Annotated in this window: 22 protein-coding genes and 3 pseudogenes; 7 read left to right on the top strand and 18 right to left on the bottom strand. The window is 73.1% G+C overall.

Annotated features, from left to right (window positions below; all coding sequences use genetic code 11):
- Positions 1-28: 28 nt before the first annotated feature.
- The 5 genes from glmM to ACFYZF_RS02615 all read right to left on the bottom strand — a co-directional run bounded on the left by glmM (position 29) and on the right by ACFYZF_RS02615 (position 3,222).
- Positions 29-1,384 carry a phosphoglucosamine mutase gene (gene glmM / locus ACFYZF_RS02635; protein ID WP_387015085.1) on the bottom strand — a complete coding sequence of 452 codons (1,356 nt, stop codon included), beginning with the start codon at positions 1,382-1,384 and terminating at the stop codon, positions 29-31.
- Between the two features lie 115 nt (positions 1,385-1,499).
- A complete protein-coding gene (gene rpsI / locus ACFYZF_RS02630) occupies positions 1,500-1,973 on the bottom strand; it encodes a 30S ribosomal protein S9 (RefSeq protein WP_387015083.1) in 474 nt (157 codons plus the stop codon).
- Positions 1,974-1,993: 20 nt separating this feature from the next.
- Positions 1,994-2,437: a 50S ribosomal protein L13 gene (gene rplM, locus ACFYZF_RS02625; RefSeq protein ID WP_350881903.1), complete on the bottom strand. Its 444-nt coding sequence runs from the start codon at positions 2,435-2,437 to the stop codon at positions 1,994-1,996.
- 244 nt (positions 2,438-2,681) lie between these two features.
- Positions 2,682-2,975, bottom strand: a complete 294-nt coding sequence (locus tag ACFYZF_RS02620) for a hypothetical protein (RefSeq protein WP_387015080.1) — start codon at positions 2,973-2,975, stop codon at positions 2,682-2,684.
- The gene (locus ACFYZF_RS02615; protein WP_387015078.1) at positions 2,965-3,222 is read right to left on the bottom strand and encodes a DUF6364 family protein; all 258 of its coding nucleotides are present in this window, start codon (positions 3,220-3,222) and stop codon (positions 2,965-2,967) included. The genes ACFYZF_RS02620 and ACFYZF_RS02615 overlap by 11 nt, the downstream gene beginning before the upstream one ends.
- A 221-nt stretch (positions 3,223-3,443) precedes the next feature.
- Between ACFYZF_RS02615 and ACFYZF_RS02610 the strand changes: the two genes are divergently transcribed.
- Positions 3,444-4,571, top strand: coding sequence for a uroporphyrinogen-III synthase (locus ACFYZF_RS02610; protein WP_387015075.1), 1,128 nt, complete (start codon positions 3,444-3,446; stop codon positions 4,569-4,571).
- A gap of 222 nt (positions 4,572-4,793) precedes the next feature.
- Here ACFYZF_RS02610 and ACFYZF_RS02605 read toward each other — a convergent pair whose 3' ends face one another.
- The 4 genes from ACFYZF_RS02605 to ACFYZF_RS02590 form a co-directional block, all read right to left on the bottom strand.
- On the bottom strand, positions 4,794-5,417 hold the full coding sequence (locus tag ACFYZF_RS02605) for an ATP/GTP-binding protein (protein WP_387015073.1): 624 nt from the start codon (positions 5,415-5,417) through the stop codon (positions 4,794-4,796).
- The gene (locus tag ACFYZF_RS02600; protein WP_387015071.1) at positions 5,398-5,763 is read right to left on the bottom strand and encodes a DUF742 domain-containing protein; all 366 of its coding nucleotides are present in this window, start codon (positions 5,761-5,763) and stop codon (positions 5,398-5,400) included. The genes ACFYZF_RS02605 and ACFYZF_RS02600 overlap by 20 nt, the downstream gene beginning before the upstream one ends.
- A gap of 69 nt (positions 5,764-5,832) precedes the next feature.
- Entirely contained in the window at positions 5,833-6,240 is a 408-nt protein-coding gene (locus ACFYZF_RS02595; RefSeq protein ID WP_161685846.1) for a roadblock/LC7 domain-containing protein, read from the bottom strand.
- Positions 6,237-9,347, bottom strand: a complete 3,111-nt coding sequence (locus tag ACFYZF_RS02590; protein ID WP_387015068.1) for a nitrate- and nitrite sensing domain-containing protein — start codon at positions 9,345-9,347, stop codon at positions 6,237-6,239. Before ACFYZF_RS02590 ends, ACFYZF_RS02595 begins: the two co-directional genes overlap by 4 nt.
- 448 nt (positions 9,348-9,795) lie before the next feature.
- Between ACFYZF_RS02590 and ACFYZF_RS02585 the strand changes: the two genes are divergently transcribed.
- Positions 9,796-10,977, top strand: coding sequence for an ABC transporter substrate-binding protein (locus ACFYZF_RS02585; protein WP_387015065.1), 1,182 nt, complete (start codon positions 9,796-9,798; stop codon positions 10,975-10,977).
- 98 nt (positions 10,978-11,075) lie between these two features.
- Here the strand turns inward: ACFYZF_RS02585 and ACFYZF_RS02580 are convergent.
- Together ACFYZF_RS02580 and ACFYZF_RS02575 are read right to left on the bottom strand one after the other, a co-directional pair.
- Positions 11,076-11,816 (bottom strand): annotated as a pseudogene (locus ACFYZF_RS02580) (ABC transporter permease); the annotation flags it as partial.
- Positions 11,817-12,037: 221 nt separating this feature from the next.
- Complete coding sequence (locus ACFYZF_RS02575) at positions 12,038-13,066, bottom strand: ABC transporter substrate-binding protein (RefSeq protein ID WP_387015063.1); 1,029 nt, start codon at positions 13,064-13,066, stop codon at positions 12,038-12,040.
- A 266-nt stretch (positions 13,067-13,332) separates the two neighbouring features.
- On the opposite strand from ACFYZF_RS02575, the gene ACFYZF_RS02570 reads away from it, so the two are divergent.
- The 4 genes and pseudogenes from ACFYZF_RS02570 (at position 13,333) to ACFYZF_RS02555 (ending at position 17,080) form a co-directional block, all read left to right on the top strand.
- A complete protein-coding gene (locus ACFYZF_RS02570; RefSeq protein ID WP_387015060.1) occupies positions 13,333-14,163 on the top strand; it encodes an ABC transporter ATP-binding protein in 831 nt (276 codons plus the stop codon).
- Between the two features lie 64 nt (positions 14,164-14,227).
- Positions 14,228-14,398: pseudogene (locus ACFYZF_RS02565) on the top strand (LLM class F420-dependent oxidoreductase); the annotation flags it as partial.
- 23 nt (positions 14,399-14,421) lie between these two features.
- Positions 14,422-14,532 (top strand): annotated as a pseudogene (locus ACFYZF_RS02560) (cupin); the annotation flags it as partial.
- 76 nt (positions 14,533-14,608) lie between these two features.
- Positions 14,609-17,080, top strand: coding sequence for a hypothetical protein (locus ACFYZF_RS02555; protein WP_387015057.1), 2,472 nt, complete (start codon positions 14,609-14,611; stop codon positions 17,078-17,080).
- 96 nt (positions 17,081-17,176) lie between these two features.
- Here the strand turns inward: ACFYZF_RS02555 and ACFYZF_RS02550 are convergent, their stop codons facing one another.
- The 4 genes from ACFYZF_RS02550 to ACFYZF_RS02535 all read right to left on the bottom strand — a co-directional run bounded on the left by ACFYZF_RS02550 (position 17,177) and on the right by ACFYZF_RS02535 (position 21,402).
- On the bottom strand, positions 17,177-18,139 hold the full coding sequence (locus ACFYZF_RS02550) for an aldo/keto reductase (protein ID WP_387015055.1): 963 nt from the start codon (positions 18,137-18,139) through the stop codon (positions 17,177-17,179).
- Positions 18,140-18,281: 142 nt separating this feature from the next.
- Positions 18,282-19,079, bottom strand: a complete 798-nt coding sequence (locus ACFYZF_RS02545) for a nucleotidyltransferase domain-containing protein (protein ID WP_387015054.1) — start codon at positions 19,077-19,079, stop codon at positions 18,282-18,284.
- Positions 19,076-20,755 carry an ABC-F family ATP-binding cassette domain-containing protein gene (locus tag ACFYZF_RS02540; RefSeq protein WP_387015052.1) on the bottom strand — a complete coding sequence of 560 codons (1,680 nt, stop codon included), beginning with the start codon at positions 20,753-20,755 and terminating at the stop codon, positions 19,076-19,078. Before ACFYZF_RS02540 ends, ACFYZF_RS02545 begins: the two co-directional genes overlap by 4 nt.
- 41 nt (positions 20,756-20,796) lie before the next feature.
- On the bottom strand, positions 20,797-21,402 hold the full coding sequence (locus ACFYZF_RS02535) for a class I SAM-dependent methyltransferase (protein WP_387015050.1): 606 nt from the start codon (positions 21,400-21,402) through the stop codon (positions 20,797-20,799).
- Between the two features lie 121 nt (positions 21,403-21,523).
- On the opposite strand from ACFYZF_RS02535, the gene ACFYZF_RS02530 reads away from it, so the two are divergent.
- Positions 21,524-22,567 carry a hypothetical protein gene (locus ACFYZF_RS02530; RefSeq protein ID WP_387015047.1) on the top strand — a complete coding sequence of 348 codons (1,044 nt, stop codon included), beginning with the start codon at positions 21,524-21,526 and terminating at the stop codon, positions 22,565-22,567.
- A gap of 25 nt (positions 22,568-22,592) precedes the next feature.
- Here ACFYZF_RS02530 and truA read toward each other — a convergent pair whose 3' ends face one another.
- The 3 genes from truA to ACFYZF_RS02515 form a co-directional block, all read right to left on the bottom strand.
- Positions 22,593-23,423: a tRNA pseudouridine(38-40) synthase TruA gene (truA, locus tag ACFYZF_RS02525; protein WP_387016027.1), complete on the bottom strand. Its 831-nt coding sequence runs from the start codon at positions 23,421-23,423 to the stop codon at positions 22,593-22,595.
- 68 nt (positions 23,424-23,491) lie between these two features.
- The gene (gene rplQ, locus ACFYZF_RS02520; protein WP_387015046.1) at positions 23,492-24,049 is read right to left on the bottom strand and encodes a 50S ribosomal protein L17; all 558 of its coding nucleotides are present in this window, start codon (positions 24,047-24,049) and stop codon (positions 23,492-23,494) included.
- A 34-nt stretch (positions 24,050-24,083) separates the two neighbouring features.
- Complete coding sequence (locus ACFYZF_RS02515) at positions 24,084-25,106, bottom strand: DNA-directed RNA polymerase subunit alpha (RefSeq protein ID WP_161685869.1); 1,023 nt, start codon at positions 25,104-25,106, stop codon at positions 24,084-24,086.
- Positions 25,107-25,115 lie beyond the last annotated feature (9 nt).

The raw sequence follows: 25,115 nt of genomic DNA, 5'->3' as shown, positions 1-25,115 counted from the left end.
TTCGCCAGCCCCCAAGGGCCGGCCCGGGTCAGGCGGTCGGGCTGGCGGCGCGGACCCGCTCCGCGATGCGCTCGGCGACCTCGCGGGCGGTCTGCTCGGTGGCGGCCTCGACCATGACCCGCACCAGGGGCTCGGTGCCCGAGGGGCGCAGCAGCACCCGACCGGTCTCGCCCAGCTCCGCCTCGGCCCGTTCCACCTCGGCCCGGACGGCCGGCGCGGCCGCACCCACCGAACGGTCCCCGACCGGCACGTTGATCAGCACCTGCGGCAGCTTGGTCACCACGGCGGCCAGTTCCGCGAGGGACTTCCCGGTGGCCGCCATCCGGGCCATCAGGTGCAGCCCGGTGAGCACGCCGTCGCCCGTGGTGGCGTGGGCCGGCATGACGATGTGTCCGCTCTGCTCACCCCCGAGGGCAAGGTCGGAGGCGCGCAGCTCCTCCAGGACGTACCGGTCGCCGACCTTGGTCTCGATCAGCCGGATGCCCTGCGCGGACATGGCCAGCCGCAGGCCGAGGTTGCTCATCACGGTGGCGACCAGGGTGTCCCCGGTGAGCGTGCCCGCGTCCCGCATGGCGAGGGCGAGGATCGCCATCACCTGGTCGCCGTCGACCTCGACCCCGTCGGCGGTGACCGCGACGCACCGGTCGGCGTCGCCGTCGTGGGCGATGCCCAGGTGCGCGCCGTGCTCGACCACGGCCTCGCGCAGCGCGTCGATGTGGTTGGAACCGCAGTCGTCGTTGATGTTGAGCCCGTCCGGCTCGGCGTGGATGGCGACGACCTCGGCGCCGGCCTCCCGGTACGCCACGGGCGCGACCTCGGCCGCGGCGCCGTTGGCGCAGTCGACCACGACCTTGAGCCCGTCGAGCGGGTGCGGCACGGTGCCGGCCAGGTGCTGGACGTAGTGGTCGGCGCCGTCGAGCAGGTCGTGCACCCGCCCCACCCCGGCGCCGGTCGGCCGGTCCCACGCGGTGACCGCGTTCGCCTCGACGGCCGCCTCGATCCGCTCCTCGATCTCGTCGGGCAGCTTGTGCCCGCCGGCGGCGAACAGCTTGATGCCGTTGTCCGGCATCGGGTTGTGCGACGCCGACAGCATCACGCCCAGGTCGGCCTTGACCTCGGCGGTGAGGAACGCCACGGCCGGGGTGGGCAGCACGCCGACCCGGACCACGTTGGCGCCGGCACTGGTGAGACCGGCCACCACGGCGGCCTCCAACATCTCGCCGCTGGCCCGGGTGTCCCGGCCGACCACCGCCAACGGCGGATGGCTCCGGTCCGTCTCGGCGAGTGTGTGGGCCGCGGCGACCGCCACCGCGAGCGCCAGCTCGGGAGTGAGATCCGCGTTCGCCCGCCCGCGTATGCCGTCCGTGCCGAACAACCGACCCATACCCGCCAACCTCCGAGGAAATGGTGCACAACAGGAAAGCGAAACGGCCGGGCCACCTCCCGTCGGGGGGAGGCGGACCCGGCCGTCCGTCAGAAGTACAACGTGCCGCTGAAGATCAGCGCTTCGAGTACTGCGGAGCCTTACGGGCCTTCTTGAGGCCGTACTTCTTGCTCTCCTTGACCCGGGCGTCACGGGTCAGGAAGCCGGCCTTCTTCAGAGCCGGGCGGTCCTCCGGCTCGTTGATGATCAGCGCCCGGGCGATGGCGAGCCGCAGCGCACCGGCCTGGCCGGTGGTGCCGCCGCCGCGCAGGTTGGCGATGACGTCGAACGCCTCGGGCTTCTCGGCGGTGACCAGCGGGTCCTTGATGAGCTGCTGGTGCACCTTGCTCGGGAAGTACGCCTCAAGGTCGCGACCGTTGCAGGTGATCTTGCCGCTGCCCGGGACGATGCGCACCCGGACGATGGCCTCCTTGCGGCGGCCAACGGTCTGGATCGGCCGGTCGCCACGAGGCGCGCGGGCGACGGGCGCCGGCGCCTCGGCGGCCTCGGTGGCCTCGGGGGCAACCTCGGTCTCGGTGATGTCCGTCATGCTGCTTCCTTCGCCCGCGCTCACTGCGCGATCTGCTTGATCTCGAACGGCGCCGGCTGCTGCGCGCCGTGCGGGTGCTCGGCACCGGCGTAGACCTTCAGCTTCTTGATCAGCTGACGGCCGAGCTTGTTGTGCGGGAGCATCCCCTTCACGGCCAGCTCGACGGCCCGCTCGGGACGCTTGCTGAGCAGCTCCTCGTAGCCGACCTGCTTCAGGCCACCCGGGTAACCGGAGTGGCGGTAGGCAACCTTCGTCTGACGCTTGTTGCCGGTCAGCGCGACCTTGCCCGCGTTCACGACGACGACGAAGTCGCCCGTGTCGACGTGCGGCGCGAAAGTCGGCTTGTGCTTACCACGCAGAAGCGTGGCGGCGTGGGTCGCCAGGCGGCCCAGCACGACATCAGAGGCGTCGATGACGTGCCACTGACGCTCGATCTCACCCGGCTTCGGGCTGTACGTACGCACAGGTCTACCTTGTCTCGTCGTCGGTCTGGGGTCGCGCGCCGAGGTGACCAGGCGCGCACGAACGACCAAGCGTACCTGATGCGGCACGCCTCTGGCTGTCGTACAACAGCAGGCAACGATACCCGGGGGCACCTCCGCTGGTCAAAACGGGGGGCATTCCCGCCCACCCCGCGCCACTATCATGATCTAGGTCACACGCCGACCGGCCCCACCGGCGGAGTTCCCGGCGGCTGCGGAGTTCCGGTCAGAGTGCCTGGAGGATGCGCAGCGCGCGCCCGACCCGGAGCATCGTGTCGGTGTCGGCCACCTCCACGCACTCGGTGAACCACTTCTTCATCGGCGAGGAGAGCCGGTCGGGCATCACCACGTACCCGCCCATCGGCACGGCCAACGGGGAGTCGCGCAGCAGTACCGTCTCGACCACCTCGGCCACGATCACGATCGGCACGTCGGTGGAGTTGTAGACGTCCGAGCTGATCACCAGACCGAGCCGCTCCCGGGCGCCTTCGACGCGCCAGACCTCTCCCCTACGCAGCACGCGGACGCCCGCCGAACATCGCGTCGTCGACCATCTCCACCTCGCGGGCGTCGGCCAGGGCGGCCGTCTCCAGGTCCAGCCCGGCGCGGCCGACGGCGACGGCGTGCGCGGTGAAGACCTCGCGCAGCGCCTTTTCCCGGGCGGCCTGGTCCATCCAGGCGGAGAGCGACAGCCCTTCCCGCTTGGCGAACCGTCGCGCCTCCTCGATCGTCTCGTCGGAGAACGACAGAGTCACCTTGGCAGTCATGCCACCCAAACTACCTGCGGTATGACCACCGGTCATCCCACCTGACGTCCACTGCTGAACCACCCAAAAACCCGCAGGCCCCCGGGCGGTCGGTCGGCCCCGGGGATCCGCCTGCGCCAGGGCCTGGAGTTCGGGTCGCCCCCGTCGTGTGGGGCGCTCTTGACAGGGCCGAAACAAACGGGACCCGGGGCCGAAACTGCCCGGCGGCACGCTTTTCTGACATGACAGAGGGTGCACGTACGGCGACTCGACCGGGGCGTACGCCCCACGAACTGGCCGGCTTCACCATCGGGGTGACCGCCGACCGCCGACGCGACGAGCTGGCCGCGCTGTTGCAACGGCGCGGGGCCCGGGTGGTGGTCGCGCCGGCCCTGCGGATCGTGCCGCTGACCGACGACACCGAACTGCGCGAGGCGACCCACGCCTGCCTGAACCGCCCGCCGGACGTGCTGATGGCCAACACCGGCATCGGGATGCGCGGCTGGCTGGAGGCGGCCGAGAGCTGGGGGCTGAACGGGCCGCTGCGTGGCGTGCTGTCGCGGGCGTACGTGGTGGCCCGGGGCCCGGAGGCGCGGGGCGCGATCCGCGCCGCCGGCCTGCGCGACCGGTGGTCACCGGACTCGGAGAGCTGCGAGGAGGTCGTCGAGCACCTGGTCCGGCGCGGGGTGGCCGGGCAGGTGGTCGCCATGCAGTTGCACGGTGACCGGCAGCCCGAGTACACGACCGCGCTGGAGGAGGCCGGTGCCGCGGTCATCGAGGTGCCGGTCTACCGATGGGCGCCGCCGACCGACCCGGCGCCGCTGCACCGGCTGATCGACCTGGTCGCCGGGCGGCTGGTCGACGCGGTCACCTTCACCTCCGCCCCGGCCGCCGAGGCGCTGCTGCACGCCGCCGGGGACCGCACCGAGACGGTGCTGGAGGCGCTGCGGGGCCACGTGCTGGCCAGCTGCGTCGGCCCGGTCACCGCCGAGCCGTTGGTCCGCCGCGGGGTGCCGGTCAGCGCGCCGAGCCAGGCGCGACTCGGCGCGCTGGTACGGACAATCGTGGACGAGCTGCCCCGGCGCACGGTCACCATCAGGGTGGCCGAGCACCTGCTGACCCTGCGGGGGCACGCGGCGGTGATCGACGGGGAGCTGCGTCCGCTGGCCCCCGCCCCGATGGCGGTGCTGCGGGCGCTCGCCACGTCACCGGGGCGGGTGCTCTCCCGTACCGCCCTGCTGCGGACGCTGCCGCGCGGCGCCGACGAGCACGCGGTGGAGATGGCGGTGGCCCGCCTCCGGGCCGGCCTGCGGGTCCCCCGGGTGGTGCAGACGGTGATCAAGCGCGGCTACCGGCTCCGGGTGGACTGACCCCCGCCGCCACCGGTGACCCGGATGAGTGGAGGGACGCAACGCCCGCCCCCGAACAAGCTTCCGGTAGCAGTGGCCTCCCTCTCCCAGGACGGCCACTGCTTCCGGGATCGGGCTCGATCCTGCGGAGCCCAGCGCGCCCACGGCGCGTGGTCGGCAGCCGGGCCGTGGACGACCACGTCGGCGGCGGCCCTGACGACCCCGGGCCACCGCCGACGTACGTCAGCCGACCGGGGTCGGGTAGCCGCGGCCGTGCTCGGCCTGGAGTCGCAGCATCGCGTGCTCGACGACCGTGACCAGTACCTGCTTCACCGAATCCCGGTGCCGGGCATCGGTCATTATCAACGGCACGTGGGGCGAGATGGCGAGGGCCTCGCGGACCTCCTCCAGCTCGTACTGGGGCGCGTTGTCGAACCGGTTCAACGCCACCACGTAAGGCAGGCGGCGGTTCTCGAAGTAGTCCAGCGGGGCGAACGCGTCGGCGATCCGGCGGGTGTCGACCAGCACCGCCGCGCCCACCGCGCCTTTGATGATCTCATCCCACATGAACCAGAACCGGGTCTGGCCGGGTGTGCCGAAGAGATAGAGGATCAGGTCCTCGGCCATGGTGATTCGGCCGAAGTCCATGGCGACCGTGGTGGTCTGCTTCCCCGGCACCTTCGACGGGTCGTCGATCCCGACACCGGCCGCGGTCATCACCGCCTCGGTGGTCAGCGGAGTGATCTCCGAGACCGCGCCGACCAGGGTCGTCTTGCCCACGCCGAAGCCGCCCGCAACCACGATCTTCGCGGAGGTGATCCCGCGGTTGCGGCGTGCCCCGGCGGGGTCATAGCCTGCGAAGTCCACTTAGCACCCTTCCAAGAATTTCCATCCGCTCCTCGTACCCTTCGGGCGGAGCGGCAGCGTGTAGCGTCAACAGGCCCTCGGCCACCATGTCGGCGATGATCACCCGGGCGACGCCCAGCGGCATCCGGGTGTACGCGGCGACCTCGGCCAGCGACTGGGGCCGGCCCTCGCAGATCGTGGCGATCCGGTGCTTGTCGTGGCCGGCGAACCGGGACTCGGCGACCGCCGTGGGGCTGGCCGTAAGCACCGCCTCCAGCGCGATGGCCTGCCGCGGCTCGGTACGGCCACGGGTGACCGCGTACGGACGCACCAACGCGCCGCGCGGGTCTTCCCGTCGTTGGTCCATCCGCGATCACCTCCTCCGGTGGGTGCCGTCCCTCGACACCCGGTCAGTCCGTCCGCATGGCCAGGCGCGCTAGGAGCGCACCGCGTCCCGGCGCAGCGGCACCAGTGCGGCGCCCACCCGTTCGACCAGCAGTGCCATCTCGTACCCGACCTGGCCGACGTCGCAGCTGCGGGCGGCGAGCACCGCCATCGACGAGCCGTCACTGATCGACATGAGGAACAGGTAGCCGCTGTCCATCTCGATGACTGTCTGGAGCACCCCGCCGGCGCTGAACATGCGGGCCGCGCCCTCGGTCAGGCTCACCACACCAGAGGTGATCGCCGCGAGCTGGTCGGCCCGGTCCGTGGGGAGGTCCCGCGACGAGGCAAGCAGCAGCCCGTCCGCGGAAACCGCCACCACGTGAGCGATGCCCGCCACGCTGTCGGCGAAGTTGGTGAGCAGCCAACCCATGTCCTGCATGGCCGCTGGCCTGTTCATCGGCTCGTCTCCTTGGTCGTGGTGCTGTTCTGGTCCGCGCCGACCGTCCGTCCGCGCTGTACGCCGCGGTGGTATGCCGACAGCAGGCCGCGTACTTCGTCCGGGGTGCGCCGGCTGCGGTCCTTGCCGCTCTTCTGTTCGATCCCGCCGGGAACGAGCTGCGCCTGCGGGACCCGCTTCGGCAGACCGGAGCGGGTGGTTCCGGACGTGGTCGGTTCGGCTGCCCGACTGGCCCGCGACCAGCCATCGTCCGCGGCCGTCCGCCAGGCCTCGGGGTCGGTCGCCGGCGGGGTGGCTGCCGCCGGCCCGCCCGGTCCGGTCGCGGCCGGTGCCGCGGGCGGGGCCACCGGCGGGGTGTACGCCGGCGGCGGGGTCGCCGCGGTCGTGCCGTCCGCCGGGGTGGCCCCCGGCGTACGGGTGGGCAGCGGTGGCCGGGGCGCGGCGGGGACCTTGGCCGGGGGCGGCTCGTCGTCGAACTTGGGCCGCTGGAAGATCGCGGTCACGTCGTCGCCGTGCGACCGGAACCAGACCGCCTCCATCTCCCGGAAGATCGGCGCCTCGGCCGGCAGGCCCGGACGGGCGACCACCGGGGTTGCCGGGGCTGCCGGCACGGCGGGTCCGGTCGGCGTCATCCCGGCGACCGGACCGCCGGGCAGCGCCGGCGTGGCGGGGGCCGCCGGCGTGGCGGGGGCCGAGGTGACGGGGGTGGCCGGCTGGGCGGCCTCCCCGCCAGGTGTCCGCCGGGGCAGCGGATCGATCGTCGGGAACGCCACGGTCGGGCTGCCCACCGAGAACCCGCCGCCGGGCGTGAACGCCGGCTGGGTCGGGGCGGGTGGCTGTCCCAGGGGTGCCGGCGCGGCGGCCGGAGCCACCGGCTGGGCGGCGGCCGGAGCGCCGAACGAAGTCGCCGGAGCGCCGAACGGACTGGCCGGCGCGGCCTCCCGGGAGTCACCGGGAACCTGCCAACGGGCCGGCGTCGGGGCGGAGGTCCGCCACTGGTCGGTCAGCGTGGCGGCGCGACCGGCGCCGGTGAGCGGCGAGTCGAGGCCCATCGGGGTGAGCGGCGTCTGCTCGATCGGGGCGGGCTGGCGCGACGGGGTCAACGGCGCCGGGGCCGGCTCGCGACCGCGCAGCGACGGCAGCACCACGGTCGAGCTGGGCAGCGTCACCTGGGCGACGGTGCCGCCCTCCACGTTGCGCCGCAGCTCCACCCGGATGCCGTACCGGGACGCGAGGCGGCTCACCACGGCCAGACCCATCAGCCGGAACGCGGCCACGTCGACCGTGGACGGGCCGGCGAGCCGGTGGTTGAGCGAGTCGAGCTGCTCGTCGGTGAGCCCGAGGCCCCGGTCCTCGACCTGGATCAGCACGTAGTCGCGGATCCTCCTGCCGTCGGCGACCACCACCGTGTTCGGTGGCGAGAAGCGGGTGGCGTTGTCGAGCAGCTCGGCGACCAGCCGGACGACGTCGTTGACGGCGTGCGCGGCCACCGAGATGTCGGTGTCGACGGTGCCGAACTCGATGCGGTTGTACTGCTCGACCTCGGACTGGGAGGCCCGCAGGACGTCGATCAGCAGGGCGTCGTCGCGGCGCGGCACCGCCGAGTCCGCACCGGCGAGCACCAGCAGGTTCTCGTCGTTGCGGCGCATTCGGGTGGCCAGGTGGTCGAGTTCGAAGAGCTGAGCGAGGCGCTTCGGGTCCTCCTCGCCGCGCTCGATCGCGTCCAGCTCGCCGATCATCCGGTCGACCAGGGTCTGACTGCGTCGGGCCAGGTTGAGGAACATCGCCGAGACGCTGGTCCGCAGCGCGGCCTGTTCGGCGGCGACCCGGACCGCCTCCCGGTGGACGACGTTGAACGCCAGCGCGACCTGGCCGACCTCGTCACGGTTGTTGAGCTTGATCGGGTCGCGGACCTGCCGGACGATCTCTTCCACGCCGCCGTCGCCGACGCTGCCGATGTTCTGCAGCCGGGCGACCGCGTCGGGCAGGTCGTGGTTGGCCACCGACAGGGCGCCCTCGCGCAGCCGGCGCAGCGAGTGGTTGAGCGACCGGGCCAGCACCACGGCGAGCGTGATGGCGACGATCAGGGTCAGCAGCACCAGCGCCGACTCGATGATCGCCTGCTGGATGACGTTGGAGCGGGCCTCCTCCGTCTGGGCGAGCAGGCGGTCCTGGAGCCGGATCTCGGCCCACCGCATCAGGTCGTTGACCGCGCCGATGGAGGCGGCGGCGGCGGCGGCGGAGACCAGCGGGGCCTGCCCGACCGACCGGGTCAGGTCGGCGGCCACCCGGTCGGCGAGGGTCACCGCGTCGCCGGAGACCGTGCTGTCGACGAGGGCCCGCTGGGTCGGGTCCGCGGCCAGCGAGAAGGAGAGCAGGGCCTCCTGCTGGCTGGTCAGGGTGGCTACGAACGAGGAGAACTGCTCCTCGTCGAGGCTGCCGGCGGTGAGCGCGGTGAAGGCGACCGCCTCCTCCTCGGCGACCGCCGCCTTGGCGTGGGCGAACGCGGCCAACGCACGGCGGGTGTCCGCCAGGCTCTCCTGACCGGGGAGCTGGGCCAGCGTGTCCCCGTAGGAGACCAGGTCGGTGAGGATGACCCCGTAGCGCAGCGCGGCCTCGGCCACCACCATCTGCTTGCGGTCCAGAACCTCCTGCCGGGTGCTGTTCAGCGTCGTCAGGTGGTCCTCGATGACCTTGAGCCGGTCCCGCACTGCGGCCGGGACGTCGCCGATCCGCCCGCGCTCGGCCTTGTACTCCTCGATCCGGGCGTCCGTGCCGCGCACCCGCAGGTTGTACGCGTCGGGCCCCTGCCCCGGCGTGGCCAGGTAGCGGGCTGCGGCCATCCGTTCCTTGTGCAGGTCCTGGGTGAGTGCGGAGATGTCGATCGACAGCTCGGTCAGCGACCGCAACCGGGTCGCCTCGAGCGCGCCCTCACCGGTTGAGATCAGCCGGACGGTGGCGAGCGCGATCACCGCCGCGACCGGCACCACCAGGATCAGCGCCAGCTTCGAGCGGATCCGGGCGTCGCGTAGGCGCGGCAGCCGACGACGCCGACTCCGCTCGTCCGACTCGCCGCTCTCGGGCAGGGTCGTAGGTCCGGTGCTCACGACATCGCCTCCGTCGTTTCTTCCACGCCTGAACCGCCGACCCTTGGCCGGTGCAGCGGACAGCGCCGCGCGCGGCACGGCCGCGATTTCATCAGAGATGATCGTGTTTGGGAAGCCGCGGTGAGGTTGGAAACGGTCGCACGGCACTCATCGCGTGATCCGATCAACTAATACCTTCATTTTCTCAAGCCCCTGATCAGGGCATGTAACTCCATGGTGGTCACGCGCTTATGCAAAGTAAGCGTTTGCAAAGATTGGGTTACCCCAGCATGTGGGACGCCCGTCCCGAAACGCTTCGACGCATCCTCGCTTGACCACAGGGCCCGGCATTGGCAAGGTTTTGCAGGCTTCGCGCACACCGTACGGCAGACCAATCCCGTTTCTCCACTGAGGACGGAACAAGCGGCGGTGACCGGGCAGTCGCCCGCGCCGCACCTGGAGGACTGAGTTGATCACCATCCGCTCCGTGACCATCACGGCGCTCGCCTCGGCCGTCCTGGCCACCACGCTCACCGGCTGCCAGTTCGGCACGGCGGAACAGGACACGAGCCCCATCGTGATCGCCGTGGACCTGGAGCTGTCCGGCTCGGCGGCCCCTGTCGGCAAGGCGTACCAGCGCGCTCTGGACCTGAAGGTCGAGCAGCTGAACGCCTCGGGCGCCCTGGGCGCCCGGAAAATCGAACTCAAGGTGAAGGACAACCGCTCCGACGCGGGCGAGTCGCTACGCAACGTGGACGACTTCAGCAAAGATTCTCAGGTCAGCGCGCTCATCATGGGCGGCTGCAACGAGTGCGCCGAGAACGCCGTCCGCACGATCAACGAGAAGAAGCTCCCGACCATCGCGCTCGCCCCGTCCAGCGCCATCGCCAGCCCGGTGGCCGACCGCCGGTACGTGTTCAAGCTGGCCCCGAACGCGCTGGACAGCGCCGCCGCCCTCACCGGTGAGCTGCGCCGCCGCAAAGTCAAGAAGGCCGCGGTGCTCAACAGCGAGGACAGCTACGGCCAGGAGGGGCTCGCCGCCCTGCGCAGCGAGTTCACCAAGGCTGGCATCCGGCTGGTCAGCGACCAGGGGGTCAAGGCCACCGACACCGACGTCAACCAGCAGGTCAGCGCGCTGGTCGATCGTAAGCCGGGGGCGCTGGTCGTGTGGACCCCGCCGGAGCAGGCGAGGCTCGCCGCCACCGCCGCCCAGCAGGCCAAGTTCAAGGGCGAGCTCTTCTTCGACGCGATGGCCGCCGAGGACCTCTTCCTCGGCGCGTCGGCCGGGTCGACCGAGAAGGCAACCCTGATCTTCACCCAGACCATGGTGATCGACGACGTCATCGCCACCACCCCCGCCAAGGCGGCCCGCCGCCAGTGGTTCCAGAACTACACGGCGCGATTCGGCGGTTACAACGGCTTCTCCTCGTTCGCCGCGGACGCCGTGCAGCTCATCGCCGACGCCGAGCTGAGGGCCGGCGGAAAGCCCGGCCAGGACGGCCGGGACGGCCTGCGCGACGTGCTTGAAACGTCCCAGATGGACGGTCTGTCGGGCCCGATCCGGATGACCCCGGACAACCACTCCGGGCTGATGCCGCAGGCCCTGACCACCCTGGTCGCCCGGGGTGGTCGCTGGCGGCTCGCCAGCTGACGAACGGTCCGCCGTGACCGGCGTAGTCGGGCCCGGGCCCGCGCCGGTCACGGCGGCCACCGGTCGGCCGACCGGACGAACCGGTCGGCCGACCGGGCTCACCTGGTCGAGGTGGTCTCCCGGACCCATGGCAGGGCCAGCCGCTCCAGGAAGACCAGCGCCGAGTAGAGCAGGATGCTGATCAGCGCCACCAACATGATGGCCGCCCACGCGGTGGCGGTGTCGCCGATACCGGCATACTGGGTGACGACGTATCCGAGCCCGCTCTCCCCGGCCTGGAACTCGCCGATCACCGCGCCGATCGCGGCCAGCGGCATGGCCACCTTCAGGCCGACGAAGATCTGCGGCAGCGCTGCCGGGAACCGCACCTTGCGGAACGCCTGCCACCAGGACGCGTTCCAGGAGCGGACCAGCTCGGCGAGGTCCGCCGGGGTGGTGGTCAGGCCGGTCGCCGTGGACAGCACGATCGGGAAGAAGCACAGCAGGAAGACCATGGTCAGGATCGGCTTCTGACCCCAGCCGAGCGCCACCACCAGCAGCGGCCCGAAGGTGATCTTCGGAACCGCGTTGACCGCGACGAGCAGCGGGGTGAACATCCGCTCGACCGTCCGCGAGGCGGCCAACGAGAGCCCCATCAGGATCCCGGCCACGGCGGAGAGCGCGAAGCCGATCAGGATCTCCAGCAGGGTGGCGACGGCGTGTTCGAGCATCTTGGCCGGCTTGTCGGTGAACGCCGACAGCACCGAGCCGGGGGTGGGCAGCGCGGCGGGGTGCACCAGCTCCAGCCGGGCGGTGACCCACCACACCGCGAACGCGATCAGCAGGCCGGAGGCGGGCAGCAGTGCCCCGTTGATTCCGAACCGTACCCCGGCATCGAGGCCGGAGCGACCGGGTGTGGGTGTGGGGACGGGAGCGGCGGGCCGGTGCGCGACTGCCGGCTCCGGTGACCGGAGATCGGTCATCTTCTCCTCCTCTCCTACCGGCGCGGTGGCCGGGGATGGAACGGGGGTACGCCCCGCCGGAGGCCGGCGGGACGTACCCCCGAGGACGGTCGGACCGCTCAGGCCTTCGGCGCGAGGTCGAAGTCGATGATCTGGTCGGGGGTGAGGTTCTGCTTGAGCGAGCCCGCGCCCTGGAGGATCGCGATGCTCTTGGCGACCCGCCCGCTGTCCAGCGTGCCGATCTGGGTGCCCGAGTTGCTGGACCGGACGTATCCGGCCATGAGCTGGAGCTCCGCGGCGGCGGCCACGGGGTTGCTGGCGTCGACGTTCTTCTTCAGGATGTCGGCTGCCTCCTGCGGGTTGGTCAGCGCGTGCTCCAGGCCCTTCATCAGGGCGGCGGAGAACCGCTTGACCATGTCCGGCTTCTCCTTGGCGATCTTGCTGGAGGTGATCAGCACGTTGCCGTAGAGGTCCTGCATCACGTTGCTGTACGGCAGCATGACGGCCTTCTTCTTGGTCACCGCCTCGATGGTCGGCTGACCGACGACGAACTGGCCGATGCCGTCGACCTGGCCGCTGGCAAGCGTGCCCATCAGGTTCTGCGCCTCGCCGTGGACCCACTTCACCTTGCTGGCGTCCACGCCGGCCAGCCGGGCGTACGTCGGGAAGAGGTTGAGGACCACGGAGCTGGCGGTGTCGGCGAGCGTCTTGCCCTCCAGGTCCTTCGGAGAGGCAATGCCGGTGCCCTCGACGGTCGCGATGCCCGCCATCGTGCGCTGCTGGATGGCGGCCACGGCGACGAAGTCCTTGGCCTGGCCGTTGCCGAGCTGGAGCAGACCACCGGTGAGGTCGATGGGACCGAAGTCGGCCTGGCCGCCGACGATGGTCTGGATCACGGCACCGGTGCCCTGACCGGCCTTGATCTCGACGTCGAAGCCGGCCTCCTTGAAGAAGCCCTTCTCCTTCGCCACCCAGGCGTAGGAGTCCCGGCCGAAGTTACCGAAAGAAGTGAGGTACGTCACCTTTTCCAGCGCCTTGCCGTCGCCGCCCTTGGCGCCGGACGAGTCCGCGTCACTGCTGCACGCGGACACCAGGGTGAGTGCGGTGGCCAGAGCGGCCGCGGCGACCGTGCGGGTCAGCCTTTTCATCTGTGCACCATGTCCTTTCCGACCAGGGGCGATGCGCCTCCGGAGGGGTTGTCGAGAGGGACGGCGTCGACAGAGGGGGGAGCCGACGCCACCGTCGTGAGGGGACTTCTCGCCGGCACAGACTACGCAAGGGACCAGCCGGTGTAGCAAGGAGTGTCGGTTGCGGAACGGAAACGAACTGTCGTCCACCCCGGACCCCCCGGGCTGCGCCGCAGCGGGCTACCCTAACTGCGCTCCTGACCGCTTACTCAGGGAGGACACCGGCGATGATTCGACTGTCCGGGGTGTCCCGCACCTTCGACGGCCGCTCCGGTCGGGTCGAGGCGCTGCGGGGCATCGACCTCGACGTGACCGAGGGCGAGTTCGTCGCCGTGCTCGGCCGCTCTGGCTGCGGCAAATCCACCCTGCTGCGCATGATCGCCGGGCTGCTGCCGGTCACCGCCGGGCAGATCACCGTCGCCGGTACGCCGATCACCCGCCCCCGCCGGGACATCGCGATGCTGTTCCAGCGGCCCGCCCTGCTGCCGTGGCGCTCGGTGCTGGACAACGTCCTGCTGCCGGTGGAGATCTTCGGCTGGAAGCGGGCCACACACCGCGCCCGCGCCCGGGAGCTGCTCGAACTCGCCGGGCTGGCCGGGTTCGAGAAGCGGCTGCCGCACGAGCTGTCCGGCGGCATGCAGCAGCGGGTGTCGCTGTGCCGGTCGCTCATCGGCGACCCCCGGGTGATGCTGATGGACGAGCCGTTCTCCGCCCTCGACGCGCTCACCCGCGAGGAACTCTCCGGCGAGCTCCAGCGGGTGCACATGACCAGCGGAGCCACCATCGTCTTCGTCACCCACTCGATCGACGAGGCGGTGCTGCTCGCCGACCGGGTGGTCGTGCTGAGCCCCCGCCCCGGCCGGATCCGCTCGGTGGTCGAGGTGGACATCCCGCGTCCCCGCACCCTCGGCCGCAACGCCCACCTGGCCGACGTGGCCCGGGTCAGCGCAGAGCTGCACGAACTGCTGATGGAACGTGACGCACCAGCCGGGCCGGCGCCGCTCGGCCCCGGCGCCCACCGGCAGCCCCCGGTACGGGCCGGCGCGGGGGCGCGCTGACCGGGCGGGATGGTCGACCAGGTCGACCAGATGAGCGGCGGCCGGGCGGAACTGGGCATCGGCGCCGCTGGTGCTCTCCGCCGGGATCGTCGTGGCCATCGGGGGCACCGACGCCGAGGTGCGGGAGCGGGCCGCGCCGCTGCACCGTATGAGCGCCCTGCCGCCCGGAGGACCGGTGATCGGCTCCCCGGCCCACCTCGTCGACCGGATCGGCGGGTTCGCCGCGGTCGGGGCCGAGCCGGGTGGACGACGTCCGGCGCCGAGGAGCCGGCCGGTGGGGCGGTCCACCACGGCCCCCCGGGGCCCGTCCACACGCTCGCCGCTGTCGGAGACACGACGTACCTGGCCCGGCCGGTCGAGCTGAAATAGTCGCAGGTCGGGCGCGTCGCCGCGCCGCGCTGCGCCAAGGTGGCGATCGGGGGCACCGGGCCGTAACGTGCCCGACATGGCCTTTCGGACGTGGGGCAAGCTACTGCTCACCGCGCTCGGGGTGAGCGTGCTGGCCGGGGCCGGCCAGCTCGGCGTCGCGTACGGGTTCGGCATCGTCCGGCTCGTCGGCGACTTCACCGACGCCACCGTCAACCGGTGGCCTGCCCAGCTGGTCTGGGTGAGCTGGTTCGCGGCGGTCGCCGCCGTGGTCGGGGCCGTGGTGGTCGAGCGTATCGCCCGTGCCGAACCCCTCGTGGCCACCACGACGGGGCAGCTCGGGGTGGCCGGCGCGGCGGCGCTGGGCGCGACCGTCGTCGCCCTGCTGTGCATGCAGCCGGCCCGCGCCGCCGCACTGAGCGGCGTCGACCCGGTCTGGGCGGCCGGCATCTGTGCCGTCCTCGGCGCGGTGGCCGGCGCCGGGGCGGCGTTCGCCGTGCTGCTCCGCCCGCCGTTGGGCTGGAACCTGGCAATGATGGCCGGCGCCGTGTGGCTGGTCGCCCTGTTCTCGTCCCTGCCGGCCCTGGTCGGCACCGGCCCGCTGCCGACCGTGCGGCTGGGGGTGTTCGAGCCGGGCTGGCTCGACGCCGCCGCGGCACAGCGGCTGGCCATGCTGCTACTGCCGCTGGTGGCCCTGCTCGCCGGCGCGGCCTCGGGCGCGCTGGCCCGCTGGCGGGGCCAGCCGCCGCTGATCGGCGGCGCGTCCGGCGCGGCGGGTCCCGTGCTGGTCGCCTTCGCCTACCTGGCCGCCGGCCCGGGGGACTCCGGCGACCGGTACCAGCTCGCCCCCTATTACGGCGCACTGATCGCGGTCGCCACTGGCGCGCTCGGCTCCGCCGCCGCGACCCTGGCCCGTTGGCCGCTCGTCACCTCCGGCCGCCCCGCCGACCAGCGGGCCGACCGGCCCGCGACGCCGGGCGAGGCCGTCGGCGACCCGGCGATCGAGCCCACGGACATCCTCCGGCCGCTACCGATCGGCCCGACCGTGCCGGTCACCGGCGACCCGGACGGCACCGACCCCGTCGGCCCGCCCGCCCCGGACACCGCCTCGGCCCGTCGGATCCCCGCGACCGTCGGCGAGCCGCTGCCGGACGGCCGTGCCGCGACGGGCACGCCGGCCGGGAGCACCCCGGCGCACTGGGAGTGGCCCATGCCCGCCGGCGCGACGCCCTCCCCCCAGGGCGCCGCCCCGCGCCCCACCGACATGGGGGCCACCGTCGACGCACCCCCCGCCCCCCGCACCGCCCACGCATCCCCCACCGCCGAAGCCTTCCCCACCGCCGAGGCTCTCCCCGCCGAGGCGTCCCCCGCCACCGGTGCCTCCCGCCCCGGCGACGAGGACGCCGCAGCCCCGGTCACCCCGGTTCCCCGGCCTAAGCGGGCCCGGAAGCCAAGGGGCGGCACCGCACCCGCGCCGGCCGCCGAAACACCCCCGCCCGCCGGCACCCCCGACCCTGCCAGTACCCCCGACCCGGCCGGCGTCTCCGACCCGGCGGGCACCCCCGACCCGGCGGGCACCCCCGACCGTGCCGGCACCTCTGACCCGGCAGCCGCGCCCGGTCGCAGCGCCGCAGGCAGTGCGGATGCGAGCCGCCCCGGCGCGGCCAGCACCGCCGACGCGATGGCCAAGGGACGCCCCGACAGCCCTCGGAACGAGGGAACCGCCGCCGACCCGACGGGTCCGACCGGCCCCGAGGGCGCTCCGGGCACGCAGGAGGTCGCCGACGGCGCCTCCGGAACCGCCGTGCCGGCGGCCACCCCCACCCGGCGGCGAGCCGGGCCCGCGTTCTTCGAGGCGCCCTCGTTCGCCGACGTGGTACAGCCCGCCCCGCCGGAGCCGACCTGGACGAGCGACGCCACGGGCGACTGGTCGACCCCGGCCGGACCGGACAGCCGGCCGGCCCCCGTCGACCCCGAACCGCGGCCCCGGCCCCGGCGGCCCCTTCCCGACCTGGGCCGAGTGACGAGCTGGGACGCCTTCGGCAACAGCGTCAGGCGGGCCGGCCCCACGGCGGCCGTCGACCGCGGCGAGGTCGGGCCGCAGCCTCACGACCCCCGGCCGGCCGAGCCCGGACCGAGCGAGCTGAGCCATACCGACGACGACCGTGGGCAGACCGCCGGCGGCGGACAGAGCGACCCCGGACAGACCGCCGGCAGCCCTTCTGTCGACGGCGACCGAGCCGACCCCTTGTCGGACAGCGGGTCGGGCACCGCGACCCCGGTGGCGACCGATGACCCGACAGAGGAGGCCAACGGCCGATCCCGCCTCCGGCGCGCCCTGTTCCGACGCAACCGGGCCCGGACCCCCGACGACGCGGCGCCCACGGTCGAACGGGACGACCGCCGGGAGCAGCAGCCACTGCCGGAGCAGGACGAGGAGTACGTCGACTGGGTCACCGGCCTGGCCCGCCCCGCGCCGGACCAGGACGGCGGGCCGGAGGGCACCGGGCAGCGGTCGCTGCGTTCCTCCGGCCGCCACCACCGGGACTGACGGCGCGGGTCGGCGACGGACCGCCGACGGGGCGGGTCTCGTTTACCGGGTGCCGCCACGTCGCCGGCCCGGGGGGTGACCCGGGCCGGTCGCGGCTCAGAGGATCGCGTCGAGGGCGTCGAGGTCCGCGTCGGTGGGCTGCCAGACGCCGGCCTCCGCGTTGGCCCGCACCTGCTCGGGCGTGGTGGCCCCGGCGATCACCGAGGTCACCGCCGGCCGGGCGGCCAGCCCACCGATGGCCACCTGGAGCAGGGACAGCCCCCGCTCGGCGGCGTACGCCTCCAGCGCCTCGATGACGTCCCACCGCGCGGCGGCCAGGCGCTCGGCGTACCGGCCGCCCCCGGAGAGCCGGCTGCCGGCGGGTGCCGCCTCGCCGCGCTTGTACTTGCCGGTGAGCAGCCCGTTGGCCAGCGGGAAGAACGGCAACATGCCCAGGCCGAACCGCTCGCAGGCTCCGATGACCTCGGCCTCGACGCCCCGCTCCAGCAAGGAGTAGTGGTTCTGCGCGCTGATGAACCGGGCCCGCCCGCTGGAGGAGGCGACCCAGTCGGCGTCGGCGATCTGCCAGCCGGCGAAGTTGGAGTTGCCGAGGTAGCGCACCTTGCCGGCGCGGACCAGGTCGTCCAGGGCGGCGAGGGTCTCGTCGATCGGGGTGCCCGGGTCCGGCTCGTGCATCTGGTACAGGTCGATGTGGTCGGTGTCGAGCCGGCGCAGCGACGCCTCCACCGCCCGGGCGATGTACCGCCTGGCACCCCGGGCGCCGTGGTCCGGGCCGTTGTGCCCCTGCATGTCCATGCCGAACTTGGTGGCCACCACCACGTCGTCCCGGCGGCCCTTGAGGGCCTGGCCGAGCAGTTCCTCGGAGCCGCCCGGCTCGTTGCCGTAGATGTCGGCGGTGTCGAAGAGGTTGATGCCGGCGTCGAGGGCGGCGTCGACCACCGCCCGGGTGCCGTCAAGGTCGAGCTTACGGCCGAAGTTGTTGCAGCCGACGCCGACCACGGACACCACGAGCCCGGAGTCGCCCAGCCGTCGATACGTCATCTCAGTCACGAGATCCACCCTATGCCCGCCCCGACGCGGCCACCGGCCGGACGCCCCACGGCCCCGGCGCAGCCCACCCCGCCCCGACACCGGCGGTCCACCCCGGGCGCCGACCCGCCGCCCGGCAGGGCGGACCGGGCACGGCCCGCCGAGTGGCGGATCAGCGGAGCGCCTCGGCGACCAGCCGGTGCGCGTCGGCGACGGTGGCGGAAAGCTCGGCCGGGGTGCGGCCGACCGCGCCGAGCAGCCCCTGCGCCCGGTGGGTGAAGTCCACCGGGGCGTCCGGCAGCCTGCCGGCCGAGGCGATCATGCCCTTCTCGTTCACCAGCCACCGCCCGGCCCGGCCGTGCAGCGCCCGGACGACCACGCCGACCGCCCTGAACAGGCAGCCAGCCACGTAACCGCCGTCCCCCGCCGCCGCGCCCTTGGCGGCTGCGTCGAGCAGGAACCCGGCCTCCCAGCCGCTGGCCAGCAGGGCGGCGGCCAGCGCCGGCGGGTAGCACCCGGTCTCCGCCCGCAGCGCGGTCAGCTCCCCGGTCGGGTCGCCGAGCACCCGGCACAGCGCCACCTCGCCGGCATAGGCGTGCGAGTAGAAGCCCAGCGGGTGACCGGCCTGCGCCTCGACGGTGTACCGGCCGGCCCGGCAGTCGGCCCAGACCCGGCCCACCCGGTCGAGGTCGCGGTAGATCCAGTCCACCGCCACCCCGCCGACGCGCAGCCAGCCACCGCCGTCCACCCACGGCCCCCAGCCGCCCGGCTCGGTCAGTTCCACCTCCGCCCCGGTTACCGAGGCGGCGATGGCGCGCAGCGCCGGCACGTCCAGGCCACCCCGGTAGTAGAGGCCCACGTCCCAGTCGGAGTCGGGCCGGTGTTCGCCCCGGGCCCGGCTGCCGCCGAGGACCACCGCGACCACCCCGTCCACCCCGCAGAGCCGGTCGACCAGCTCGTCGCCGATCATCCGACGTCCCAGACCGGCTCCGACGTCTGCACCACCTCGCCGTCGCCCCGGAACAGCACGAACCTGTCGAACGACCGGGTGAACCACCGGTCGTGGGTCACCGCGACCACCGTCCCGGCGAACGCGGTCAGGCCCGCCTCCAGCGCCTCCGCGCTGGCCAGGTCCAGGTTGTCCGTGGGCTCGTCGAGCAGCAGCAGCGTCGCCCCGGACAGCTCCAGCAGCAGCACCAGGAAGCGGGCCTGCTGGCCGCCGGAGAGGGTGCCGAACCGTTGGTCGCCCTGCCCGGCCAGCTCGTACCGGCTCAGCGCCGCCATCGCGGCGTGCCGGTCCATCCCGGCCCGGTGCTCGTCGCCGCGCCAGAGGATGTCGACGAGCGTGCGGTCCACCAGCTCGGGGCGGTCGTGGGTCTGCGAGAAGTGGCCGGGGCGGACCCGGGCGCCCAGCCGGACCGTCCCGCCGTGCGCCACCGGGGCGAGCGCGGCGGCCCCGTCGACCGGTCCGTTGGCCGGCTCCGGGTCGGTGCCGCCGCGCGCCAGCAACCGCAGGAAGTGCGACTTGCCGGTGCCGTTCGCGCCGAGGACCGCGACGCGGTCGCCGTACCAGATCTCCAGGTCGAAGGGGTAGGTCAGGCCGTCCAGCTCAAGCTGCTCGGCGACCACCGCGCGCTTGCCGGTCCGCCCGCCGGTCAACTTCATCCGGATGTCCTGGTCCTTCGGGGGCACGGGCGGCGGCCCGGCCTCCTCGAACTTGCGCAGCCGGGTCTGCGCGGCCTGGTACCGCGAGGCCAGCCCGTCGTTGTACGCCGCCTTCTGCTTGTACATCAGCATCAGCTCGCGCAGCTTCTGGTGCTCCTCGTCCCAGCGGCGGCGCAGCTCGTCGAGGCGGGCGTGGCGGGCCACCCTGGCCTCGTGCCAGCTCGCGAAGCCGCCCGGGTGCACCCAGGCGCTGCCGCCCTCCACGGCGACCACCCGGTCGGCGGTGCGGGCCAGCAACTCCCGGTCGTGCGAGACGTAGAGCACCGACTTCGACGACTCACGGAGCCGGTCCTCCAGCCACCGCTTGCCGGGCACGTCGAGGAAGTTGTCGGGCTCGTCGAGCAACAGCACCTCGTCGGGGCCGCGCAGCAGCAGTTCGAGGGCGAAGCGCTTCTGCTGGCCGCCGGAGAGGGTCCGCACCGGACGGTCCCGGGCGGCGTCCCAGGGCAGGTCGAGCACGATGATGGCGACGGTGTCGAACAGCACCTCGGCGTCGTACCCGCCGGTCTCGCCCCAGGCGGCGAGCGCGTCCGCGTACGCGAGCTGGGCCCGGCCCGCGGCGGTGCTGAATCTGCCGCGGGTCTCGGCCGCCCGCATGGCCGCCTCGGTCTCGGCGAGCCGGCGACCGGCGTCGCGCAGCCCCGGCGGGGCCAGCGACAGGGCCAGGTCGGCGAGGGTGGAGTCGTCGCCGATCATGCCGATGAACTGGCGCATCACGCCGAGGCCCCCGGAGCGGGAGACAGCCCCGGTCCGCACCGGCAGGTCACCGGCGACCATCCGCAGCAACGTCGTCTTGCCGGCCCCGTTCGGCCCGACGAGGGCGACCTTGGCACCCTCACCGACCCGGAACGACACGTCGGTGAAGAGTTCCCGGCCATCGGGCAGGATGTGCCCGACCATCGCCACGTCCACATATCCCACGTCGGCATCCTGCCCGAGCGGGTGGGCCGGGCGACACTCGATTACCGGGTGACCCGCAGCACCCGGAAGCCCTTCTGGCTGGCGTGCCGCCGCACCTGCCAGCCCTGGTCGACCAGCCAGCGGTGCAGGGAGTCGCCGCCGAGGTGGCGGGCGACCACCAGCCAGGCCACGCCGTCCGGGGCGAGCCGGGGCAGCCAGCGCAGCAGCAGCTCGTGCAGACCGTCCTTGCCGATCCGGATGGGCGGGTTGGACCAGATCTGGGCGAAGGCCAATCCGGTCGGCACGTCGTCCGGGGCGACGACCCGGACCCGGTCCGCGGCGCCGACCCGCTCGGCGTTGGCGGTGGTGAGCGCCCGGGCCCGTTCGTTGACGTCGACCGCCCAGACGGTGGCCGCCGGGGCGCTGTCGGCCAGCACACAGGTGATCGGGCCGAAGCCGCAGCCGAGGTCGAGCAGCGGGCCGGCGACGGCAGGCGACGGCAGGTCCGCCTTGCGGAGCAGCACCGCCGTGCCCGGGTCGAGGCGGGCGGCGGAGAAGACCCCACCGGCCGACGTCAGGGTGTATTCGCGCCCGACGGCGGTGAACTCGACCTCCCGGGGACGGGCGTCGGTTCCGGGTTCAGCGCTGAAGTAGTGGTCGCCGGTCACGTCCGGCATTCTCGCACCGCCGGGTGGACCGCCGGTGGCGCGGTGGGCGGTGGCGACGACCCGGCACCGCGATATCCCGTTATTACCCCCTAAAGGGACAATAGGCCCTACTCTGGGCGGCATGGTGTACCGGTACGAATCCGATGAGGACGCATTCGAGGGACGCCCTCGGCCCGGCTCGGAACTGTCGACGATCGGCGACGTCGGCCCCGCTCATGCCGGCCCCTCCCCGTCCCGCTTCCCGACACCGTCCCTGCCCCGGACCGCCCGGGTCACCCGGGTCGTGCCGCCCACCCCGCCGGGCCCGGTCCCGCCCCGCGACGCACCCCCGTTCCCCCCGCCGGCCACCCGGGCTCCCGCCACCACCCAGCCGCTGGACCTGCCCCGGAACCGGCGGGCCCCGGAGCCCGGCCGAAGTGGCGGCCGGCTCTGGCAGGTGCTGGTCGGCGGCGCGGCGGTCCTGGTGCTCCTCGCCCTCTGCGGGTTGGCCGGCGCCGCCCTGTTGCCCGACGGGATCTCGCAACCGAAGGTCACCCCGAGCCTGCCGGCCGCCGCCCCGTCGCCGTCACAAACCGAACGGCAGGACATCGACTCCCGGGACACCGACCCGGCGCCGCTGACCGCCAAGGAGGTCTTCGCCGGCCGGAAGCTGACCATCGGCGACGGCGAGGAGCCGTACGCGGTGCTCAAGACCCAGTCCAGCGCGAGCTGCCCGACCGCGGCCACCGACGAGGTGGCCGACCTGCTCGTCCGGCTCGGCTGCAACCAGGTGGTCCGCGCCACCCTGCGCTCCCCCGACGAGGAGTACCTGCTCACCGCAGGGCTGTTCAACCTGACCGACCTGGCCACCGCCCAGCGCGTCCGGGACCGCCTGCGGGAGCTGCTCGACGGGCGGGAGGGCCGGTTCCGCGGCATGCCAGCCGGCGACGACACCGAGGCGCTCACCGAGGCACCCTCCCGGGTCGGCTGGCAGGTACGCGGCCACTACCTCGCGTACTGCCTGGTGGTCCGGGCCGACGGCAAGCCCGTGAAGGCCGGCGACCCGAAGGTCCGCGAGGTCCTGTACGACCTGATCGAGCTGCACCTGGACAAGAAGGTGCTGGAGCGCCGCGCGACCGGCGGCTCGACCGGCCAGGCCACAGCCGCCCCCGGCGGAACCGACTGACCGGCCGCCCGGGAACCTGCGGCCCTCATGCCTGCGTGGGGACGCGAAGCCGGCGGGTGAGGTCGGAGCGGCGGGCGTACTCGGCCGGGTCGTCGGGGTAGCCGACGGCGACCAGGGTCAGCCCGTGCGCCGGGGCCACCGTCACCTCGCTGGACCGGTCCCGCCGGGTCAGCAGGCCGCCCGGCCAGTCCACCGGGCGCCGGCCGTCCCCGGCGACCAGCATCGCCCCGACCAGGCTGCGGACCATCGCCTGGCAGAACGCGTCGGCCTGGACGGTGGCGACCAGGACTCCGTCCGGGTCGCGCCGCCAGTCCAGCCGGGTCACCTCCCGCAGCGTGGTGGCGTTCTCCTTACGCCGGCAGTACGCGGCGAAGTCGTGCTCCCCCACCAGCCCCGCCGCTGCGGCGTTGAGCAGGCCCGGGTCGAGCGACCGTGGCCAGGCCAGCACCTCGTGCCGGCGCAGCGGCTCGGCCCCGAACGGCGCGTCGGTCACCCGGTACTCGTAGCGGCGGAAGGTCGCCGAGAACCGGGCGTCGAAGGCGGCCGGCACCTCGGTCATCGCCCGCACCCGCACGTCGGTGGGGAGCAGCCGGGCCAGCCGGCGCAGCAACGAGCCCTCCCACTCGCGCCACGCGGCGGCGGGCAGATCGAGGTGGCACACCTGGCCGGCGGCGTGCACCCCGGCGTCCGTCCGCCCGGCCACGGTCAGCCCGGTCGCCACGCCCGCCCCGAGGACCAGGTCCAGGGTCTGCACGAGTACGCCGGCCACCGTCCGCCGGGTCGGCTGGGCCGCCCAGCCGGAGAAGTCCGTGCCGTCGTACGAGACGTCCAGCCGCAGCCGGGTCCGCTCGTCCACCTCGCGTACCTCCTCACGGGTCGGGCCCGGCATCCCCGTGGGGGTGCCGGGCCCGAAGGTGCCGTTGGTCAGGCCTTGTTCTCGGTGGCCTCGTCGCTGTCCTCGCGGGCGGCGTCGGTGTCGCCGGACGCCGACACCGGCGCCTCGGCGTCCTGGTCGCCGGACTTCGCCTGCGGGGTCTCCTCCGCGGGGGCGAGCGCCTCGACCTTGTCCTGCTGTGCGGCCTTGCGAGCGGCGGTCTTCTTGTTCGCCTTGGGCTCGGCGACCTGAAGCTCCTCGACCAGCTCGATGACCGCCATCGGAGCGTTGTCACCCTTGCGCGGGCCAGTCTTCACGATCCGGGTGTAGCCACCGTTGCGGTTGGCGTACCGGGGCGCGATCTGGTCGAACAGGGAGTAGACCACGTCCTTGTCCTTGACGACGCCCAGCACCCGCCGCCGCGCGGCGAGGTCGCCCCGCTTGGCCTTGGTGATGAGCTGCTCGGCCAGCGGACGCAGCCGCCGGGCCTTCGTCTCGGTGGTCTTGATCTTGCCGTGCTGGAACAGCGCGGTGGCCAGGTTGGCCAGCATCAGCCGCTCGTGCGCGGGGCTGCCGCCGAGGCGGGGGCCCTTGGTGGGCGTGGGCATCTTTGGTGCTCCTCAGGTGTGGCGGCAGCGGGGACTAGAGCTGCTCGGTCTCGCGGTAGTCGTCGGTGTCGTAGTCGGCCTCACCGAAGGCGTCCACGACGTTCGCCGGGTCGAAGTTCGGGGCCGAGTCCTTCAGCCCCAGCCCCATCCCGGCCAGCTTCATCTTGACCTCGTCGATCGACTTCTGGCCGAAGTTGCGGATGTCGAGGAGGTCGGCCTCGGTGCGCCCGATGAGCTCACCGACGGAGTTGATGCCCTCGCGCTTCAGGCAGTTGTAGGAGCGGACGGTGAGGTCCAACTCCTCGATCGGCAGGGCCAGGTCCGCCGCCAGCTGCGCGTCCTGCGGGGACGGCCCGATGTCGATGCCCTCGGCGGTCTCGTCCAGCTCCCGGGCCAGCCCGAAGAGCTCCACCAGCGTCGAACCGGCGGAGGCCAGCGCGGTACGCGGGCCCATCGACGGCTTGGTCTCGACGTCGATGATCAGCCGGTCGAAGTCGGTCCGCTGCTCGACCCGGGTCGCCTCGACGCGGTATGTCACCTTCAGCACCGGCGAGTAGATCGAGTCGACCGGGATGCGGCCGATCTCGGCGCCGGACTGCTTGTTCTGCGCCGCGGTCACGTAGCCGCGACCCCGCTCGACGGTCAGCTCCATGTCGAGCCGGCCCTTGCCGTTGAGGGTGGCGAGCTTCAGATCCGGGTTGTGCACCGAGACGCCGGCCGGGGGCTGGATGTCGCCCGCCGTCACGTCGCCTGGGCCCTGCTTACGCAGGTACATGCTGACCGGCTCGTCGTGCTCGGAGCTGACGCACAGCTCCTTGATGTTCATGACGAGTTCGACCACGTCCTCCTTGACGCCGGGGATCGTGGTGAACTCGTGCAGCACGCCGTCGATCTTGATGGAGGTGATCGCCGCACCCGGGATGGACGACAGCAGCGTACGCCGCAGCGAGTTGCCCAGGGTGTAGCCGAAGCCCGGCTCCAGCGGCTCGATGGTGAACCGAGACCGGGTCTCGTTGATCGACTCTTCGGACAGAGACGGTCGCTGGCTGATGAGCATGTCTTCTCT

This window comes from Micromonospora sp. NPDC001898, assembly GCF_042891255.1.
Classification (GTDB): domain Bacteria; phylum Actinomycetota; class Actinomycetes; order Mycobacteriales; family Micromonosporaceae; genus Micromonospora.
The sequence above is the reverse complement of the archived record's forward strand: the minus strand, read 5'-3'. Positions and strand labels throughout refer to the sequence as shown.

What these genes read in the sequence shown, in the direction of transcription:
- glmM (WP_387015085.1), bottom strand. Translation starts at nt 1,384, where the DNA reads ATGGGTCGGTTGTTCGGCACGGACGGCATACGCGGGCGGGCGAACGCG.
- rpsI (WP_387015083.1), bottom strand. Translation starts at nt 1,973, where the DNA reads ATGACGGACATCACCGAGACCGAGGTTGCCCCCGAGGCCACCGAGGCC.
- ACFYZF_RS02615 (WP_387015078.1), bottom strand. Translation starts at nt 3,222, where the DNA reads ATGACTGCCAAGGTGACTCTGTCGTTCTCCGACGAGACGATCGAGGAG.
- ACFYZF_RS02610 (WP_387015075.1), top strand. Translation starts at nt 3,444, where the DNA reads ATGACAGAGGGTGCACGTACGGCGACTCGACCGGGGCGTACGCCCCAC.
- ACFYZF_RS02600 (WP_387015071.1), bottom strand. Translation starts at nt 5,763, where the DNA reads ATGGACCAACGACGGGAAGACCCGCGCGGCGCGTTGGTGCGTCCGTAC.
- ACFYZF_RS02595 (WP_161685846.1), bottom strand. Translation starts at nt 6,240, where the DNA reads ATGAACAGGCCAGCGGCCATGCAGGACATGGGTTGGCTGCTCACCAAC.
- ACFYZF_RS02575 (WP_387015063.1), bottom strand. Translation starts at nt 13,066, where the DNA reads ATGAAAAGGCTGACCCGCACGGTCGCCGCGGCCGCTCTGGCCACCGCA.
- ACFYZF_RS02570 (WP_387015060.1), top strand. Translation starts at nt 13,333, where the DNA reads ATGATTCGACTGTCCGGGGTGTCCCGCACCTTCGACGGCCGCTCCGGT.
- ACFYZF_RS02555 (WP_387015057.1), top strand. Translation starts at nt 14,609, where the DNA reads ATGGCCTTTCGGACGTGGGGCAAGCTACTGCTCACCGCGCTCGGGGTG.
- ACFYZF_RS02545 (WP_387015054.1), bottom strand. Translation starts at nt 19,079, where the DNA reads ATGATCGGCGACGAGCTGGTCGACCGGCTCTGCGGGGTGGACGGGGTG.
- ACFYZF_RS02530 (WP_387015047.1), top strand. Translation starts at nt 21,524, where the DNA reads ATGGTGTACCGGTACGAATCCGATGAGGACGCATTCGAGGGACGCCCT.
- rplQ (WP_387015046.1), bottom strand. Translation starts at nt 24,049, where the DNA reads ATGCCCACGCCCACCAAGGGCCCCCGCCTCGGCGGCAGCCCCGCGCAC.
- ACFYZF_RS02515 (WP_161685869.1), bottom strand. Translation starts at nt 25,106, where the DNA reads ATGCTCATCAGCCAGCGACCGTCTCTGTCCGAAGAGTCGATCAACGAG.